This window comes from Desulfobulbaceae bacterium DB1, from assembly GCA_001914235.1.
Taxonomy (GTDB): domain Bacteria; phylum Desulfobacterota; class Desulfobulbia; order Desulfobulbales; family SURF-16; genus DB1.
On record MQUF01000007.1, the window covers coordinates 1 to 15,629 of the forward strand.

Genomic DNA, 15,629 nt, shown 5'->3' on the forward strand with positions numbered 1-15,629 from the left:
TTCTCTTTTTCTTTTCGCTCATCACTTCCTGCTCCTTGATGGTAGCGCATAGCTTAAATTGCTGTCTCAAAACTGGGGTCCACTATACGGCATTGAAAATTGACCCACCATCGGCGTTCAAAATTGACCCACCTCAGGCAGTAGTTTTCAGTTATTGATTCTTGTTTTGATTCTCCAACTTTCGTTGCCGGTTTCGATTATTTCGCAGTGATGCGTGACCCTATCCAAGAGAGCGGTGGTCATTTTGCCGTCGCCGAAGACTTGGGGCCATTCTCCGAAGGTCAGGTTGGTGGTAATGATCAGTGAAGTCCGCTCGTAAAGCTTCGAGATCAGGTGGAACAAGAACTGTCCACCACTCTTGGAGAATGGCAGGTAGCCCAGTTCATCGAGCACAACCAGGTCATGTCTGCCCAAGAGTTCCACCAACCGGCCTCCCCGGTTATTGAGCTTCTCCTGCTCCAGTTGATTCACCAGGTCAAGCACATTGTAGAATCTGGCTTTCCTGCCATTTCTGATGCTTTGCCTGGCAATGGCAATGGCCAGATGCGTTTTGCCGGTGCCGGTGCCGCCAACCATGATGACGTTGGTGTGATCAGAGAGAAAGCTGCCACCATAAAGGCTGCGTACCTGCATCTCGCTGACCGGGGTTGCCGTGAAGTCGAACCGGTCCAGATCCTTGTCTACAGGGAACTTCGCCAGACCCATACGATAACGGATGCTTCTGACCTGCCGCTCCGCCAACTCCGCCTCCAGGAGATCACAGAGTATCTTGTCGGGTGTCGCCCTGCTCTTGATGCCCGAGGCCAGTATCTCGTCAAAGGTGTCCTTCATCCCGTACAGCCCAATGGCTCCGATTGCCTCCATTATCCGGTCACGTAGTACCATAAGCACCTCCGGAAAGCAGCTGATCGTAACGGCAACAATCCACCACCGGAATTAACGTGATCAGCGGCAGTTGGGCTGACAGCGGCAACGGTTCCGACGGTGGCTCCTCGTGTTCTCTGGATAATATACTGAGGACGATGTCACTGCTGACGGTTTTGTCTTCTACAACCTGGGCACAGGCAACGGCCACCGATTCGAGGCCATAACGGCTTACCACAGACAGGATATTGACAAACTGCCGATCGCCGCCTACTCGATTTTCAAGGATTCGCCTGACTTCGACTATTGCTTCCGGCAGATCCCATTGCTTGAAAGGGGCTCCGTCTCGCAATGCTCCCGGTTTCCTCTCCAGAACGGCCAGATAATGCCAGGGGTCGTAAATGACCTTATCGCGACCGAGATGGCGACGATGGCTGCCAACCTCAGTACCGTTCATCACCATGACGATTCGGTCAGCGTATGCCCGTACCGACACTGTCTTGCCGGCCGCCATGGCATCTACGCTGTAACGGTTGCGGTCAAAATTGATCAACAGTTGCGGAGATACACGGCTAACGCTTTCCTGGTAACCGTCGAACGGTGATGCCGACAGTGCCAGAAGTTTGTCTTTCTCCTCGGCAAAGACCTGGGCGACGGTTTGCTCCTTGCGCTCGGGATGCCTGGTGGTGGCTGCATGATTCCGGCATTCATCCGCCAACCATTCGTTCAGTTCTTCAAGGGAGGCAAAGCGGCGGCGCTTGGCAAAGAAACGTTTTCTGACCACGCCGACCTGATTCTCCACCTGCCCTTTCTCCCAGCCGGCGGCAGGGGTGCAAGCCACAAGGTCAAACAGATAATGGGAAGCCAGGTTCTGGAATCGGCGGTTGAATACCCTGTCCTTGCCCATCAGCACCTTGCTGACCACCGTCTTTAGATTATCGTAAATGCCCCGGCAACAGACACCACCAAAAAAATCAAAGGCCCGGATGTGGGCATCAAGGAGCATCTCCAGGGTCTCGCGAGTATAGGCGATGCAGAACGGTTTGCGACTATGGCAGAGGCGGAACTGAGCGATCTTCGCTTCCACCGGAACCCCAGCCAGCTCAACCTGTTCATAGCTCCAGTCGAACTGGAAGGCGTCGCCGGAAACAAATTCAAGAGGTACGTAGGATTGAACAATAGCAGTGCCACTCGACCTCTTCCATATCCCCACGTAACGACGGACGGCATCGTAGCCACCCTCGTAGCCTTCTCGCTGCAGTTGTTCAAACAGCAACTGGGCAGTCCGACGGTGACGGACCGGCTTGTCGGCATCCTCATGCAAGAGCTCACGCAGCCTCTCAATAAAGGAACCCAACTTGGGATGGGGTTGGGAGACCCTCTCGTACTTCTGATCGGTTATGCCACTTCGGATGATGTTTCTGACGGTGTTGCGGGAAAGGTTCATCTCGCGGGTGATCGCTCGAATTCCTTTCCCCTCTCTAAAATAGGCCTGTCGGATTTTACGGATTGTTTCCACGTTCAGCATCTCCTTTCTTTTCTCCTCTCTCTGATAGATTTCCAAAGAGTATGGAGCAGGGGCTGAGGTGGGTCAATTTTGAATGCCGATTTCCCCCTTTAGTGGGTCATTATTGCATGCCGATTCACACTCGTCTGCCGCGTAGCGGCTTCGTCCAACTAGTACTTTCACCAATTGGTGTAAAAGGCCATCAGCTACCCCGTTGCGATTAATTCGAGTTGGAATTTTCCCGCAATCCCGGCACACAAGCCATAATTTTCTTACCAGATGGAGAGCAGCTTTGTCGCCGCTTCCTTTGGGTCTGCCTGGTTTGGTTGAATCTGTGGAATATTTCGTAATACGTTCTAAAAATTTCATATCTTGGGCTAGATCGTCAAGATATGAGTCTCTTACTAATCGTTTTCTTGCGGGTATATGAGAGGCATTTTGGAGTTGTGCGTTTATTGTGGTGGAAACCTGCCAGTCATTCATCAAGTCGGCCATTCTGGACGTGATAACAGCCCGTTGAAAAACTCCGTTTTCACCATGGATAGAGCTTGAATGAAGTGGCAGATCGGGTAAAATGCTGCCACCACATTATCACACAACAGGGGTTTTTCTTCATGGCCATCGGTAAACGCAGAAAACATAAACAGCTCCCGCTCTGGATCGCCCATAGCGACCTGGCCCCACGCGGTGGCCATCCCTTTTACACCCGCCTCAACCGTCTTTTTGATGACGATGGATTTGACGTCTGGCTGGAACAGGAATGTGCCCCCTTTTTCTCGGAAGCAGGTCGTCCCTCGATTCCTCCAGGTGTCTACTTCCGCATGCTCTTTGTCGGCTACCTGGAAGGGTTTCAGTCCGAACGCAGCATTGCCTGGCATTGCAGTGACAGGATGTCGTTGCGGGAGTTCCTCGGCTATCAGATTCACGAAAAAACGCCGGATCATTCAAGTTTCACCATCTGGCGGCAACGATTGCCGCTGGAGCTGTACACCAAGGTTTTCCAGCGTATCCTCTGCATTGTCCATCAACACGGGCTGATCGATGCATACGCGACTGGTGTCGACTCGACAACCATTGAAGCCAATGCCTCTCTGCGGCGTCTGGCGCGAAAAGATACCGGTTCCTCCTACACCGACTATGTCAAAACGTTGATGCGCGAGGCAGGTCAAGAGCCAGGTGATGCCGCCGACGTTGCCCGTTTCGACAGGAAACGCACAGGCAAGAAACTTTCCAATCGCGAGTGGCAATCGGAAACCGATCCCGACGCCCGTATCGCCAAGATGAAGAATGGCACGACCCATCTTGCCTACAAGGCGGAACATGCGGTCGATCTTGCCACCGGGGCCATGCTGGGCGTCGTGGTGCATCCGGCTGATCAGGGCGATACGGCAAGCATCGAGGAGACGCTGGAACAAGTCGAGGAGAACCTTGCCGTTCTCGGTGACGAAGCGCCGGAACTGCTGTGCGTGGTTACCGACAAAGGATACCACAAGGCGGAGTTGATCAGGAAACTCAATGCCGACAAAGGGATCACCACCTACATTCCGGAGCGGCAGAGCGAACAGAGACGAAGTTGGCATGGCGACAAAGAGGCCTGCCGGGAATTTCACGGCAATCGCCGCCGCACTCGGGGAGACCACGGAAAACAGTTGTCCCGTCGGCGTTCCGAGATTGTGGAACGAAGTTTTGCCATGCTCAAGCGAGGTGGCAATCTTGCCCGGATGACGCTTCGCGGTCTGGAAAATGTCAGTAAACGCTACCTGATTCATGCCGCTGCCTACAATTTGGGACTTCTCATGCGGGTAATCTTTGGACAGGGCACCCCGAAAGGGATGGCCGATGTCCTGCGGCGTCTTATTTTGGGTATTTTTGCCATTTTTGCCACTGTTTTTGCCCTGCTACTGCCCGAAATATTGATCAGGCAGAGGTCTTTTTTGAAAATGACGGACTTTTCATGCGGCTGTCGGTTGCGGCCGCTGTTTGCCGAAATTTAAACTTTTTCAACGGGCTGATAACCCGCATCTGTTCCGCGCAATCGTGCAACTCGGCCAGCTTGGCTTTCCGCTCCTTGTTGCGGGGTTTATTGTCGCAATGTTCCCGCAATCCTAAAAATTCCTGGCAAACCTGCTCAACAGGATTGACTGCAGCATCACCCAATAAACCAATTATGTGCTCTTTGGTTTCATCAGAGAGATGAAAGCGGTCATTCACATAATATCCAGGGAACCAGCCGGTTTTGGTATTTTCAATCATCCTTCCGCCTCCGTAAGCGGCCCGGTTTGAAAAAAATCAGGGAAGGCCAGCCGGAAACTGGCTTTTCGGGAGCTACCCTATCCCTGAAAAATCAATTCACAGAAAAACCTTGTAGCCGGCATTCAACGCTTCACCAAGCTTCTTTGCCCTCACTACGCCAATCGCCATTAAGCCGCGTTCCATCAGGGAAATGTGAGCTTGCGGTATGCCGGATCGTGCGGCAAGTTCTTTCTGAGTCAAGCCTTCCCGCCGGCGGGCGGCTCGTAGACAAACAGCAGGGGTTTCCTCAGTTGAGTATTCCGGGAATGCTTCACGCCAGGGGATGGAGTCTGTTGCATTCTCGAATCCAAGTTCTTTCAGCAGTCGGGCCGCTTCGTCCTTTTTTGAAGCCGGGCCGCGAAAGCGAAGCTCCACCGTTTTAGTATGGCGCTTTTTCGTGCGTTCCAACATAGACAACCTCAATCAGTTTTATTTCTTTGTCCCGTTCTTCCCAGATGGCGACATAAGTGGGCCGCCCCTTTTTTAAGTGGCAATGGTGCTGGCCTGGTTTCAGTTTACTGTAGTTCGGCCAGTTACCACGCACAGGCCCGTATTCTTCAATGTCGCGGATCAGGAATACCAACTGCTCTTTGATCGTTTTCGGCAATGACTCTTTTTGTTTGGCCGTTTTTTTGGTTAAGTCAACCTGCCATGTCATAACAATATACCATAAATAGAATATTTCAAGAACCTGTTTTTACCATCGGCAATACTTTTGCCAGCTGATCCGGTTTATCAAAAACCTTTGTCACCGTCTTGAAATGATCCTCATTAAGATGACTATATCTTTGTGTCATGGCGCTGCTGGTATGGCCAAGCTGCTTCTGCACCGTGAAAAGGTCTGTTCCGGCCTGAACAAGCCATGAGGCGTGACTATGCCGCAGCGTGTGAAAACAAACATGCTGCCGCCTATCCATGATTCCATCGTTAAGCCCAAGGGCCTTGACCACCCTTTTAAATGTAGAAGGGGTTGTCATGATCCGTTTCCCACCTTTTGCCGGCAAAACATAATCAGACGGCGCACCGGGTTCTTTCGCTGCCATCACTGATTTGACCGCCTCGCTCATAAAAACCGTTCTGCTTCGCTTATTTTTGGTATCCCGAAGGGTCAACGTGCCGTGCGTCTGATCAACATCAGCCCATGTCAATGCTGTGACTTCACCAAACCGTAGACCGCAATGTAAACTAATCAGCGACATCTCATAAACCGTCTGGCTCTTTTTTTTCAGGGCATCAAACAATATTCCCGCTTCTTGCCGTGAAAGAAAACGTAAGCGGCCATTATCGAATTTCGTTTTCTTAACGGCATGCACAGGATTTTTCCCTTCATACTGGCCGGACTTCATAGCATGGTTGAAAATCTGCCTAACAAGGCTCATCATGTATTCTGCTGACCGGGGAGCCCGGCCAGTTTTTGTCATGTTTGACCGAATTTTTTCAATATGGATCGGGGCAACATCCTTGAAAGGCAAATTGCCGATAACCGGGTTTATCCATAGTTCAAAAAGAGAATTCTCGGTTCTTAATGCAGTATGGCTCTTGCCGTCTTCTGCAGTGGCGGGAAAGTAGACGTTGCTGAAGTAATGGCTTATCGTGACAGACTCTTTTTCCTGCTGTTTTTTGACTACCTCAACTGCCGCCCGCTTATTGTTGGCAATTTCCCTTTTCTCCGCCAACCGGACGGGTCCTGACCCCTTCACCGCAGCCTCTTTTAAAGAGGCCAATTCAAGAGCCGCCTTCCGTTCTGTCCATCCTTCGCTTGCCCATCCCAAGCCCTCTTCACTGCGCTTCCCATTGGACTGAAAGCGAATGGTAAAGTATTTATCGAACTGAACACCGTGCTTCCTGGTTTCATGGAAACGGTATCTGACACCCGTAAATTTACTCTGAAACCACTTTTTCCCGCTCATTTTTGGACCTCATGATTTAAATCAGATAGCCATATCAAGGATCAGCAGGTCAAATCTTATCCCCACCCTGTCCCCACTTTCAACATGAAACAGGGTGTTTTTATGTGAAGTATTATGAAGATAAGATACAGGGAAAACCCTTATCAGTCAAGGGCCAAGTGGTGTTATGTGAAATTATGTGAAAGCACAAAAATCTGACTCTTAATCAGCAGGTCCCCGGTTCGATCCCGGGACGGCCCACCAAAAATATCAAGCCTTTAGCTCTTTTATGAGTTAAAGGCTTTTTTTGTTTCCCCCGTGGCCTTCGTTCCATTTTTCAGGCCTCCACATAAAAAAAGCGGTAGCCATTTTTCCCAATCGAAAGAATCGTAACCCGCAGCCGACCAATTGGGCCACAAATCGCTGGTGAGAACCGAGTAGTTCCAGGTTGACCCCTGGTCACCCAATATGACGGGATCAGCAACCAATCAGGCTGCTTTTCGAGGGAAATTGTCACCCGGCGTGGTCCATATTTCCGGGGTCAACGGCAGCATGCCCCAATGCCTCCTGGCCCTGTCACAACCCTCATTATGCACACCACCCAGCCAGGATGGTTGAAAATCGCGACAGACGGAAGACCTTTTTGCATAAATGAAGCAACTTACCTTTTTGCCGACAATCCCCATCAAGGCAACACAACGAGGAAAAGCCCCATTGCTCCCCTTCATCACCATGCGGAAATCATTCAATTTTTCCGTCAGCTCAGTGGGAACGCCCTCGGTATTTCCACTATCAGACTCACCCCAGTAAAAAGAAATACGAAAAAAAGCACAACAGGCCCCACAGTCAAGACATGGATTTATCATATATTTCCAATAAGTTAACAAAATTCAGCACGCAACGCCCCTCCCCCAAAAACACCTCTTTGCAATTTTTTAAATTATTGCCGACTTCCCAGTGACACGCAAACTTGTCAAAAAAATCCACGAAAAAAGACCCGGTCCGCCGCCCGGCTCTGCCGCATCGCGTGGCCAAATATTGCTTTCCTTTTTCTCCCGATCCCCATACATTATGAGAATAAAAAAAGTTGGGAACAGAATCGTCCTGCGTCCTATCTTAATTATTAAATACCTCAAAAAACTTTCAAATACGACCTGATTGTATGATCAAAAAAGTAAGAATAGAATATCTGAAACCAGGCATTTTTGTTCATGACTTTAACTGCGGTTTCAATTCCAGTTATCTCCTGGCAAATCAAGCCCTGATCAAAGATATAAAAATTATCGACCATTTACGTTCGTTCGGGATCAAGGAAGTCTATATCGATACCGACAAGGGCGATGACATCAACGATGCCGAACCTGAAATCGAGGCAAAACAGGGAACCGACAAAGGGCTGCGGCGGCTGGCCAGCGAAGAACCGGTTTCCATCAGAAACGTGCCGCTCAAGGAAGAACTGCTCGTTGCCCAAAATATCAAAAACCAGGCGGTCAACGTCATCCAAAATGCAATTAAAAACGTAAGCGAAGGCAAGCCGCTGGAAACCGCTGAGGCCTATGATCTCATCGCAAAAATGGAAAAATCGGTCACCCGTAACCGTGATGCCTTGGTGCTGCTGGCCAGAATCAGAAAAAAAGATGAATACACCCTGATGCATTCCATCAGCGTCGGCGCCTATGTTCTCAATTTCTGCAACTTTTACAAGGTGCCGCACAAACGGACATTAAGCCTGGCCATCGGCGCGCTGTTTCACGATATCGGCAAAACAAAAATTCCGCTCAGCATCTTGAACAAGCCCGGAAAACTTGAGGAAGCTGAGTTTGCCGAAATGAAACGCCACGCCCTTTATTCGGCCGAGGTGCTGCAAAGCGCCACAGACCTCCCCGAAGAAGCCTATGACATGGGACTGCATCACCATGAGCGTTATGACGGCAGCGGGTATCCCCATGGCCTCAAAGGCGATGAAATCAAAACCGGCTCTCAGCTTTGCGCCATTGCCGACGTTTTTGACGCCATCACCTCCGACAGATGCTACCGAAACGGCATGGGCAGAGTGGAAGGATTACGAAAACTCTATGAGTGGAGCGAGCATCACTTCAACAAGGATTTGACCCACAAATTCATCCGCTCCATCGGGGTGTACCCCATCGGTTCCTGCGTGAGGCTCGACAGCGGTCGCATCGGAGTGGTGGTGGGCTCAACCGAAAACCTGATGCAGCCGGTCGTCCGCATCTTTCATGACGAAAAATCAAAAGGGACATTCCCTGTCCAGGATCTGGATCTTTCTTTAACCGACGATCAGGTCGTCAGCTATGAAGATCCGGAAAAATGGAACATCAACAGCATGAATCTCTTTGAAAAATCGATCAGCGACCTTCTCACCCTCTGATTTCCCCGCCCATGCAAGAACGGACTGAACTCGTCGCTTATTTACGCCCCTGGGCCTGCAGCAACTCGACATAAGGACCGAAAAGCTCCTCATACTGCATCAGGCCTTTTCGCAAGATCAAGCCAAACTTGTCCGCATGGTGCACATTGACTACCAGATTTACGCTTTCGGCAAGGGCCTGAAGATCATACAGGGTATGGAAACGAGGCCCGATCAGTACATAATAGATGTAACGCCTCCTGCTCATGGGCAGGGATTTCATATACTGATGAAAAAGGGATTGATCAAGCTCCTTTCCGTCAAAGCCGTCCTGCAGGATGACGACACCCGCATTCATAAAACCCATTTTGTCAACCGCTTCCACCTGGGAGCCGACACAGTCGGCAACATACCCCAGCCCCTCCAGAACATTGACAACCAGAGACCTCTCTTTCCCCTCCGGCATGAGCAGCAAGGCGACGGCCACGTCCGCATTGCGGGCCACCCTTTCCTTTTCCCCGGAAAGCAAAATGCCGATATCAGGCGGCTGAGGAGGCGGGACCCGGCTGACGGCAGGGGCTCGCCCCCGAACGACCCCGGAATTCGCGGCCGGAGACACCTCCCCTTTCCCGGTTTTGGGGATACCCTTCATGATATCGGGGAAGAGCTCAAACGCACTTTTCCCCTTCAGATCTGTTTTTTTATCAGCAGACATCTTTTTTGATTAAAGAAATGAAACAAACGAGATTCTTTTCCTTCGCGTAAATTCAAAAACCGTCCTTTCCAAATTACATGCCCTTCTTTCCTTCTGTCAAATTTATTTACCCCCAAAATGGTGCCGCCAAGCCGGGTCAATCGCCGTTTGACGGCATGGATCAATTATCCGTTATTCAGTCAATTTTCCCTGATTCAAAATGTTTGTCGGATGAAGCGGCATAGGGTTTCAATTCAAACTGTTTCTTGTAAGGATCGATCTGCAGGTGGTAGTAACGGTTCTGCGGCATATAGATGTAGGGTACTTCTTCTTTCGGCCGGAAGACGAAATCCGAGAGAATCATCCGGTTTACCGCCCGGTGTCCGACAATCATGATATTGTCATTGTAGCTGTTGAGATAAAAGACCTTTTTCAAACCACGATGCACCCTTTTTTCCATGGTCAGATACCCTTCCCCTTCCGGGTAGACATAATTGTATTTGTTCCGGTTGCGGGCGTTGGCCACAAAGGGCATCTGTTGACGGATTTCCTGGTAGGTCATTCCTTCGCAGATACCGGCGTGGATCTCGTTGAATTCGGTCAGGGCGATAACCGAGCAATTTTTCTGTTTTGCGGCGATGGGCGCGGCGGTCTGTAAAGTACGTTTATGATTGCTGGTGAAGATGATAGGAATGGAGACGCCGGCAAAATGTTCGGCCAGTGCCCTGGCCTGGTCAAGACCCTTTTGGGTGAGTCCTGAATCGCCGCCGATGCGGTCTTCGAGATTAAAAGAAGTTTCTCCGTGGCGGACAAGAAAAAGATTGCGGATAATCCGGGTGGTGATGATATCGCGAATGCGGTCATAATAGGGCACCACATCGAATATCTTCTCCTGCAGAATCCACCCCTCAAAGGAATCGACCAGAATTATGTTGCGCTCGGCGTGCAGTGGTTCATAGATTGACTCATAGTGGGCGACACGTTTATAAAAGCTGTCAAAGGCCTCTGCCTGAGTCAGGTGTTTGAATTCCTTTAACGACGCCTTGTGTTCCAGACTCGCCTCATTGGCTTCTTCATCCACATTAACGCATTCGATAAAAAAAATGGGGAGGCCGGGAAAGGTATCCTCAATCATCTTGCGCCGGCTTCTGGTGACATTGCTGGCATCGATAATCGCCACCCTGCCGCGGTTGTCAAGATAGCTGCGGGCAAGGTCAAGATTCATGCGGGCACATTTCTCCCGCAGCTGGATCCCCTTGGGATTTTTCGGGGAAAAGAACTCCGGTGACGAGGTATCCTCCCTGGACAGCTTCCGGCGCAGTTCGCCATTATTGAAAATACGCACATTGACGTCGTCAAGTTCCAGCGTGCGGGCAATTTTCAGAGCCATGGTCGATTTTCCCCGGGCGGGCAGTCCTGCCATGGCGATTACAAGTTTATCCTGCATGGATCGAACTCCTCCTCTGATTTTGTCCGGACCGTCGTCCTTAGGTTGCAGTGATTGTAACACATCGATCGCGACCGCCAAAACCTTTACTCAACAAAATTTATTTTTCACCAATTGCACGGGCGTTTAAAGCTGGTGAAAACAAATCATGCGGTGTACTATCCGGCTCATGAAAAACGATACAAAAGCGACACTACGGGTTACCGGCAAAGCTGCGCGGTTGATTGCCGGAAAAGGCGGCAATGCCACCATTTACCTCGCCCCGCGTCCGGCGGTTAACGGCTGATGAGTCAAGGTCAAAACCCCTGCGGTACGCATGGGTCAACCGGATGATTCGAGTCGGAATTGGTTTGAAAAAATTACCACCGAGGATGTCACCATCTGGAAAGCACATGATGTTATGGTGGAAAAGAAGGATGCGGTCATTGAAATCGGCGTGACGAGATTTCTTTTTTTTCAGAACCTGACAATAAAAGGCGCAAAGGCCCGGGGGGACGTTTAAACAAAAAAAAGCAGAGTCAAACACGACTCTGCTTTTTGTGGGGTGAGTCTCTCTTGAAGTATACGATGCGATGACCGCTCTCTTATTTTTTACATGTCAGACTCGCCCTCTAATTAATATTATATTCGTATTTGAAAGTTTGTAAAGCGTCGGTCGTTTTATTTTTTTAATTTCAATGACAAGAGGTGAAAAAATGACAAATAATGTAGTGATTACCCTGGCATGCGGTACCGACAACCCGAATCGGGCGGCACGAGCGATCCATCTGGCCACCATTGCCCACAAGGAAGGAAAAAACGTCACGCTTTTCCTGCTCGATGACGCGGTTTATCTGGCCAAGGAGGGCCTTCTGGAGCACGTCAAGGCGGCAACAGGCGACTCCGCCGACGACCTCATGACCTATCTCCAGGGTCACAACGTCCCGGTTCTGGCCTGCACCCCCTGTTGCAAGTCGCGCAAAATAAGCGAAGCGGACCTCATCGAAGGAGCAAGGATGGGGACTGCGGTGGAACTCATCCATCTTGCCTGCGACGCGGCGGTCATCAGTCTGTAAATTTCAAGCCCGCAACATCCGCCGGCCGCCTGCAAGCGGCTGCCGGATGGGAATGTCGTGCGCTCTCAGGGCGAAAACATCTCTCCGGAAGCAAGGCAGGAGCAGAGCCTGCCGTACACATCACGCAGCCTTTCCCGGGATGAATCCGCTCCCACCGCCCTGAGGATGCGCCGGGCGAGCGGCCCCTTCTTCAAAAGACCATCAATTTGCCCACGGTACGGAATCTCCGGACCAACAGTTTGCTCGATCAGGGCCCGCCACAGCTCGCCGGCAGTAATCTTTTTTTCCCTGACCCCGAAAAATCCGAGATAGGCCGGATCGGCTATAACGGTCTGATCAGACTGGCGGACGGCGGCAACAAAGAGCTCGGCCAACGGCGCCACCGCAAACGAGGCCTGTTCGGCAAAGGAGCGCCAGCGCTCGCCCACCAGCGCCCGCAGCACGCTGACGATGGCGGAGACCACTGCCAGGTCGGCAGCCGGACATTCCTGGATGTCAAGCACCCTGATCTCAATGGCCGAACGCTCGAAACGGGCAATGGCCCCCCGGGAATTCAGCCACTCATCCTGCAGGATCCCTTGCGGATCATAGGGAGCGATATCCCGATAATTCTTTTGTAATATCATTTCCTCATAATCTTTTCTGGTGTAGGCAGGCTCCGGGATGATTGCGCCGCTGATGGAAGGAACCCGTTTCTGGTTGAATCGGTAATATTCCAAACGGGTGTCAAGCAGACCGCTCGGTCGTCCCTCGACCAATGGGGAACTCGCCGCCAGCGCCGGAAGAATGGGCAGCAGCAACCGGATGGCGGCGTGCAGCCGGCCGAACTCATCGTCGCCGTGAAAGGCCAGATTGAGATGGGTGGACTGGACGTTGGACCAGCCATGACCCTGGCAGCCGAAAATGCGGTTGTACGCCTCATAAATCACCTTGCTGCCGTGCGGCCACAACTTTGTTTCCCTGAGCGGATCCATCCAGGGGTGCATGGCGGTGGGCATAAGTCTGGCCCCCATCTCGGCAAGCAACTCGTTCGCCCTGCCGATGTTTTCCTGGAAACGGGGGGCAACCCGGTCCAAAGAGGCAACCGGCCCGTTGGTCTTGAATTCCACCACATGCAGGGCCAGTTCATTGGACCAGGCGATGTCGCCCAGCTCGACCTCGTTTTGCACCTCGCCGGAAACAGCCGCAAGCAGCCGGTCGGCGGCGGCCAGCACGTCAAGGTTGCCGTTGCTGACGATCATATACTCAAGCTCGACGCCAAACCCCTCGAAAAGATGCAAGGGTGAAGGTGCTACCATGACTGCCCCCATTCATTTTTATGCTCAATGCGCCGCAGAAAAACGCGCATGACGCGCAAATACAGTTCTTCTTTTAAAACAGAATCCTCAACGCCTGCGTCGATATTTGGATTATCATTAATTTCGATGACATAAAACTTCTTACCGATCTGCTTGATATCAACGCCGTAAAGACCGTCACCGATCAGATTGGCCGCCTTCAAAGCGGTACGGATCAACTGATCCGGCGCATGCTCAACGGGCAGGGTGGAATAATTGCCATCGTCGGTCTTCATGCCGTCCGCGTCCCGCTTGATGATCTGCCAGTGCTTCTTGGCCATGAAATATTTACAGACATAAAGGGGCTGGCGGTCAAATATTCCCACCCTCCAGTCATATTCGGTGGGTAGAAATTCCTGGGCAATGACCAAATCGGATTTATCCAGCAGTTTTGTTACCTGGTGCCGCAGCTCGTCGGATGATTCCACCTTCATCACCCCTTGGGAAAAAGAGGAATCCGGCTGCTTCAGGATACAGGGAAAGCCGAGCTGGCCAGCCACCTCCGCGGCATTGTCCTTGTGGACAATAACGGTTTTCGGCGTCAACACCCTGTTCCTTTCCAGGATCTCCGCCAGAAAGACTTTGTTGGTACACTTCAGAATCGATTCCGGATCATCAATCACCACAAGCTTCTTGGCCGCCGCCCGGCGGGCGAAACGGTAAGTGTGATGGTTAACGCTGGTGGTTTCCCGGATAAACAGGGCATCAAATTCCGGCAGCCGACCGTAATCATCCCTGATGATCATCTCCGTATTGATGCCGAGCGAATCCGCCGCATTGGCAAAATGGTGCAGGGCCCGGTTATCGGAAGGCGGCTCAGGATCATGAGGGTTGTGGAGAATGGCCAGATCATAACGGGAATGGCTGCGTCGCTTGACGATGCGCCGACGCCCCATGAAATAGTCCCGCGCCACTTCGACAACAAAGGGGCGGTGCTCCGGCGGGATTTCACCGGCCGGAATGGGATTGATGTTCTGCAGAAACCATTTCTGATGTTTTTCATTATGCACGAAATACGCCCGCAGAAAAGGCGACTGAAACTGATGAAACAGATGCTGGCTCAACTTGTCATGCTGCTTGGCGACATTATGACCGAAATAGATACTGAGCACGAATTCTCGTGAACGGATATGGGATAAACTTTTCTGGATGTGTTCATCCAGCTCGTCCGAGGCGATGCGGATAATGGTCTGGCTTTTCAAATCCTGGATGGTGGTGATATCGGGCAGTGGTTTATGGCCCCGGGCCGACGCCAGCAGCGACACGTAGTAACCGGTGCTCTGGTAACGGTAATAACGACAGAGATTAAAGACCATTGCCTTGCGCAGCTTGGCATAGGAGGGATCGGTTAGATACGTGCGCGCCGCGACCAGTTCGATTCCTTCGATTTCCAGCGGCCAGTCCTTGGGATCATTAACGACGACTAAAGTCTGCATCAAGATAGCCTTCACTTTTTACGGGGTTGAATAATGAGAAAATTGGCGTCATGGGTCAAAACCCCGAGCAGGATGGCGCAGAGAACCCGGTCAATGTTGACGATATAATCCTGCTGGGCGGCAAGAGGATTCTGATGAAAAGGATCCGCCACATGGATGGTCCGCTCCTCCTTGTCATAGCCGCACAGCACGACAAAATGGCCGGCAGGATCGCCTCGCAGATCATCCTCTTCCCCGGTTATCCCGAACTCGCGCATGCTTTGATACAGATAAGTGGAGCTGAGACCGGTAATGATGGGCACATTCTTCCGCAAATACCAGCGGATCAAACTGCGGGTAAGATCTTCATAATAAATTTTACCGCCCAGTTCCAGAAAATGAAGATAGGCCGAGGTTGCTTCCTGCAGTCGAGGATTATCATTTTTGAATGCCGCCTGGGCAAGAAGTTTTTCCCGCAGATTCTGTCCGTGAGGATGAAACCAGGTGGGGTCGAAAAAATGGAGATTATAGGTGAACATGGTGGCTGAGTAGCCGCGCCCCAAGGCATGGAGGGCAAGATAAACCGCCAGGGTTCCACCCGTCTCCAGGTGCGTCACTTCACTGACCACCTGTTCCAGCTCAATTGTATCGCCGAAATAACGGTACACGGCATGGAGGCAGGTGGAACCGCAGGTGGTATCATCCGGCTGCGGCAGAATATCAAGCTGAAACCGTGTTTTCATTTTATTTCGGAAACCGAT

17 protein-coding genes and 1 tRNA gene are annotated in these 15,629 nt (G+C 51.4%); 5 read left to right on the forward strand and 13 right to left on the reverse strand.

What is annotated here, in order from left to right; genetic code table 11:
* Positions 1-147 precede the first annotated feature (147 nt).
* The 3 genes from BM485_08575 to BM485_08585 form a co-directional block, all read right to left on the reverse strand.
* The gene (locus BM485_08575) at positions 148-885 is read right to left on the reverse strand and encodes an ATPase (protein OKY75315.1); all 738 of its coding nucleotides are present in this window, start codon (positions 883-885) and stop codon (positions 148-150) included.
* Positions 872-2,392 (reverse strand): transposase, encoded by a 1,521-nt coding sequence (locus tag BM485_08580; protein OKY75316.1) that lies wholly within the window; start codon positions 2,390-2,392, stop codon positions 872-874. The genes BM485_08575 and BM485_08580 overlap by 14 nt, the downstream gene beginning before the upstream one ends.
* Before the next feature lie 63 nt (positions 2,393-2,455).
* Positions 2,456-2,866, reverse strand: coding sequence for a hypothetical protein (locus BM485_08585; GenBank protein ID OKY75317.1), 411 nt, complete (start codon positions 2,864-2,866; stop codon positions 2,456-2,458).
* A gap of 119 nt (positions 2,867-2,985) precedes the next feature.
* Here BM485_08585 and BM485_08590 point away from each other — a divergent pair, with 119 nt between their 5' ends.
* Entirely contained in the window at positions 2,986-4,365 is a 1,380-nt protein-coding gene (locus tag BM485_08590) for a hypothetical protein (protein ID OKY75318.1), read from the forward strand.
* 355 nt (positions 4,366-4,720) lie between these two features.
* Here BM485_08590 and BM485_08595 read toward each other — a convergent pair whose 3' ends face one another.
* The 3 genes from BM485_08595 to BM485_08605 are packed head-to-tail and all read right to left on the reverse strand — an operon-like array spanning position 4,721 to position 6,573.
* Positions 4,721-5,074 carry a transcriptional regulator gene (locus BM485_08595; GenBank protein OKY75319.1) on the reverse strand — a complete coding sequence of 118 codons (354 nt, stop codon included), beginning with the start codon at positions 5,072-5,074 and terminating at the stop codon, positions 4,721-4,723.
* Positions 5,043-5,321: a cytotoxic translational repressor of toxin-antitoxin stability system gene (locus BM485_08600; GenBank protein OKY75320.1), complete on the reverse strand. Its 279-nt coding sequence runs from the start codon at positions 5,319-5,321 to the stop codon at positions 5,043-5,045. Before BM485_08600 ends, BM485_08595 begins: the two co-directional genes overlap by 32 nt.
* Before the next feature lie 25 nt (positions 5,322-5,346).
* Positions 5,347-6,573, reverse strand: a complete 1,227-nt coding sequence (locus tag BM485_08605; protein OKY75321.1) for a hypothetical protein — start codon at positions 6,571-6,573, stop codon at positions 5,347-5,349.
* A gap of 158 nt (positions 6,574-6,731) precedes the next feature.
* Between BM485_08605 and BM485_08610 the strand changes: the two genes are divergently transcribed.
* Positions 6,732-6,816 (forward strand) — tRNA-Lys (locus BM485_08610).
* 224 nt (positions 6,817-7,040) lie between these two features.
* Here BM485_08610 and BM485_08615 read toward each other — a convergent pair.
* Together BM485_08615 and BM485_08620 are read right to left on the reverse strand one after the other, a co-directional pair.
* Entirely contained in the window at positions 7,041-7,418 is a 378-nt protein-coding gene (locus BM485_08615; GenBank protein OKY75322.1) for a zinc/iron-chelating domain-containing protein, read from the reverse strand.
* On the reverse strand, positions 7,399-7,587 hold the full coding sequence (locus BM485_08620) for a hypothetical protein (protein OKY75323.1): 189 nt from the start codon (positions 7,585-7,587) through the stop codon (positions 7,399-7,401). The genes BM485_08615 and BM485_08620 overlap by 20 nt, the downstream gene beginning before the upstream one ends.
* A 127-nt stretch (positions 7,588-7,714) precedes the next feature.
* Here BM485_08620 and BM485_08625 point away from each other — a divergent pair, with 127 nt between their 5' ends.
* Positions 7,715-8,941, forward strand: coding sequence for a hypothetical protein (locus tag BM485_08625; protein ID OKY75324.1), 1,227 nt, complete (start codon positions 7,715-7,717; stop codon positions 8,939-8,941).
* 37 nt (positions 8,942-8,978) lie between these two features.
* On the opposite strand, the gene BM485_08630 is transcribed toward BM485_08625, so the two are convergent.
* Both BM485_08630 and BM485_08635 read right to left on the reverse strand, forming a co-directional pair.
* The gene (locus BM485_08630; protein ID OKY75325.1) at positions 8,979-9,635 is read right to left on the reverse strand and encodes a hypothetical protein; all 657 of its coding nucleotides are present in this window, start codon (positions 9,633-9,635) and stop codon (positions 8,979-8,981) included.
* A gap of 175 nt (positions 9,636-9,810) precedes the next feature.
* Positions 9,811-11,061, reverse strand: coding sequence for a 6-phosphofructokinase (locus tag BM485_08635; protein OKY75326.1), 1,251 nt, complete (start codon positions 11,059-11,061; stop codon positions 9,811-9,813).
* 316 nt (positions 11,062-11,377) lie between these two features.
* Between BM485_08635 and BM485_08640 the strand changes: the two genes are divergently transcribed.
* Positions 11,378-11,563 (forward strand): hypothetical protein, encoded by a 186-nt coding sequence (locus tag BM485_08640; protein OKY75327.1) that lies wholly within the window; start codon positions 11,378-11,380, stop codon positions 11,561-11,563.
* A 193-nt stretch (positions 11,564-11,756) separates the two neighbouring features.
* Positions 11,757-12,116 (forward strand): sulfur reduction protein DsrE, encoded by a 360-nt coding sequence (locus BM485_08645; protein ID OKY75328.1) that lies wholly within the window; start codon positions 11,757-11,759, stop codon positions 12,114-12,116.
* A 65-nt stretch (positions 12,117-12,181) separates the two neighbouring features.
* Here BM485_08645 and BM485_08650 read toward each other — a convergent pair whose 3' ends face one another.
* Genes BM485_08650 through BM485_08660 form a run of 3 tightly spaced genes read right to left on the reverse strand, consistent with a single transcriptional unit; the run spans position 12,182 to position 15,611 of the window.
* The gene (locus BM485_08650) at positions 12,182-13,414 is read right to left on the reverse strand and encodes a glutamate--cysteine ligase (GenBank protein OKY75329.1); all 1,233 of its coding nucleotides are present in this window, start codon (positions 13,412-13,414) and stop codon (positions 12,182-12,184) included.
* The gene (locus tag BM485_08655; GenBank protein ID OKY75330.1) at positions 13,408-14,889 is read right to left on the reverse strand and encodes a glutathione synthase; all 1,482 of its coding nucleotides are present in this window, start codon (positions 14,887-14,889) and stop codon (positions 13,408-13,410) included. The genes BM485_08650 and BM485_08655 overlap by 7 nt, the downstream gene beginning before the upstream one ends.
* Before the next feature lie 11 nt (positions 14,890-14,900).
* Positions 14,901-15,611, reverse strand: coding sequence for a hypothetical protein (locus BM485_08660; protein ID OKY75331.1), 711 nt, complete (start codon positions 15,609-15,611; stop codon positions 14,901-14,903).
* Positions 15,612-15,629: the final 18 nt, after the last annotated feature.

Bases quoted from the DNA above. Each gene is read 5' to 3' on its own strand.
- BM485_08575 (OKY75315.1), bottom strand. From the start codon at position 885: ATGGTACTACGTGACCGGATAATGGAGGCAATCGGAGCCATTGGGCTG.
- BM485_08580 (OKY75316.1), bottom strand. From the start codon at position 2,392: ATGCTGAACGTGGAAACAATCCGTAAAATCCGACAGGCCTATTTTAGA.
- BM485_08585 (OKY75317.1), bottom strand. From the start codon at position 2,866: ATGGCCGACTTGATGAATGACTGGCAGGTTTCCACCACAATAAACGCA.
- BM485_08590 (OKY75318.1), top strand. From the start codon at position 2,986: ATGGCCATCGGTAAACGCAGAAAACATAAACAGCTCCCGCTCTGGATC.
- BM485_08595 (OKY75319.1), bottom strand. From the start codon at position 5,074: ATGTTGGAACGCACGAAAAAGCGCCATACTAAAACGGTGGAGCTTCGC.
- BM485_08600 (OKY75320.1), bottom strand. From the start codon at position 5,321: ATGACATGGCAGGTTGACTTAACCAAAAAAACGGCCAAACAAAAAGAG.
- BM485_08605 (OKY75321.1), bottom strand. From the start codon at position 6,573: ATGAGCGGGAAAAAGTGGTTTCAGAGTAAATTTACGGGTGTCAGATAC.
- BM485_08615 (OKY75322.1), bottom strand. From the start codon at position 7,418: ATGATAAATCCATGTCTTGACTGTGGGGCCTGTTGTGCTTTTTTTCGT.
- BM485_08625 (OKY75324.1), top strand. From the start codon at position 7,715: ATGATCAAAAAAGTAAGAATAGAATATCTGAAACCAGGCATTTTTGTT.
- BM485_08630 (OKY75325.1), bottom strand. From the start codon at position 9,635: ATGTCTGCTGATAAAAAAACAGATCTGAAGGGGAAAAGTGCGTTTGAG.
- BM485_08635 (OKY75326.1), bottom strand. From the start codon at position 11,061: ATGCAGGATAAACTTGTAATCGCCATGGCAGGACTGCCCGCCCGGGGA.
- BM485_08640 (OKY75327.1), top strand. From the start codon at position 11,378: ATGGGTCAACCGGATGATTCGAGTCGGAATTGGTTTGAAAAAATTACC.
- BM485_08645 (OKY75328.1), top strand. From the start codon at position 11,757: ATGACAAATAATGTAGTGATTACCCTGGCATGCGGTACCGACAACCCG.
- BM485_08650 (OKY75329.1), bottom strand. From the start codon at position 13,414: ATGGTAGCACCTTCACCCTTGCATCTTTTCGAGGGGTTTGGCGTCGAG.
- BM485_08655 (OKY75330.1), bottom strand. From the start codon at position 14,889: ATGCAGACTTTAGTCGTCGTTAATGATCCCAAGGACTGGCCGCTGGAA.
- BM485_08660 (OKY75331.1), bottom strand. From the start codon at position 15,611: ATGAAAACACGGTTTCAGCTTGATATTCTGCCGCAGCCGGATGATACC.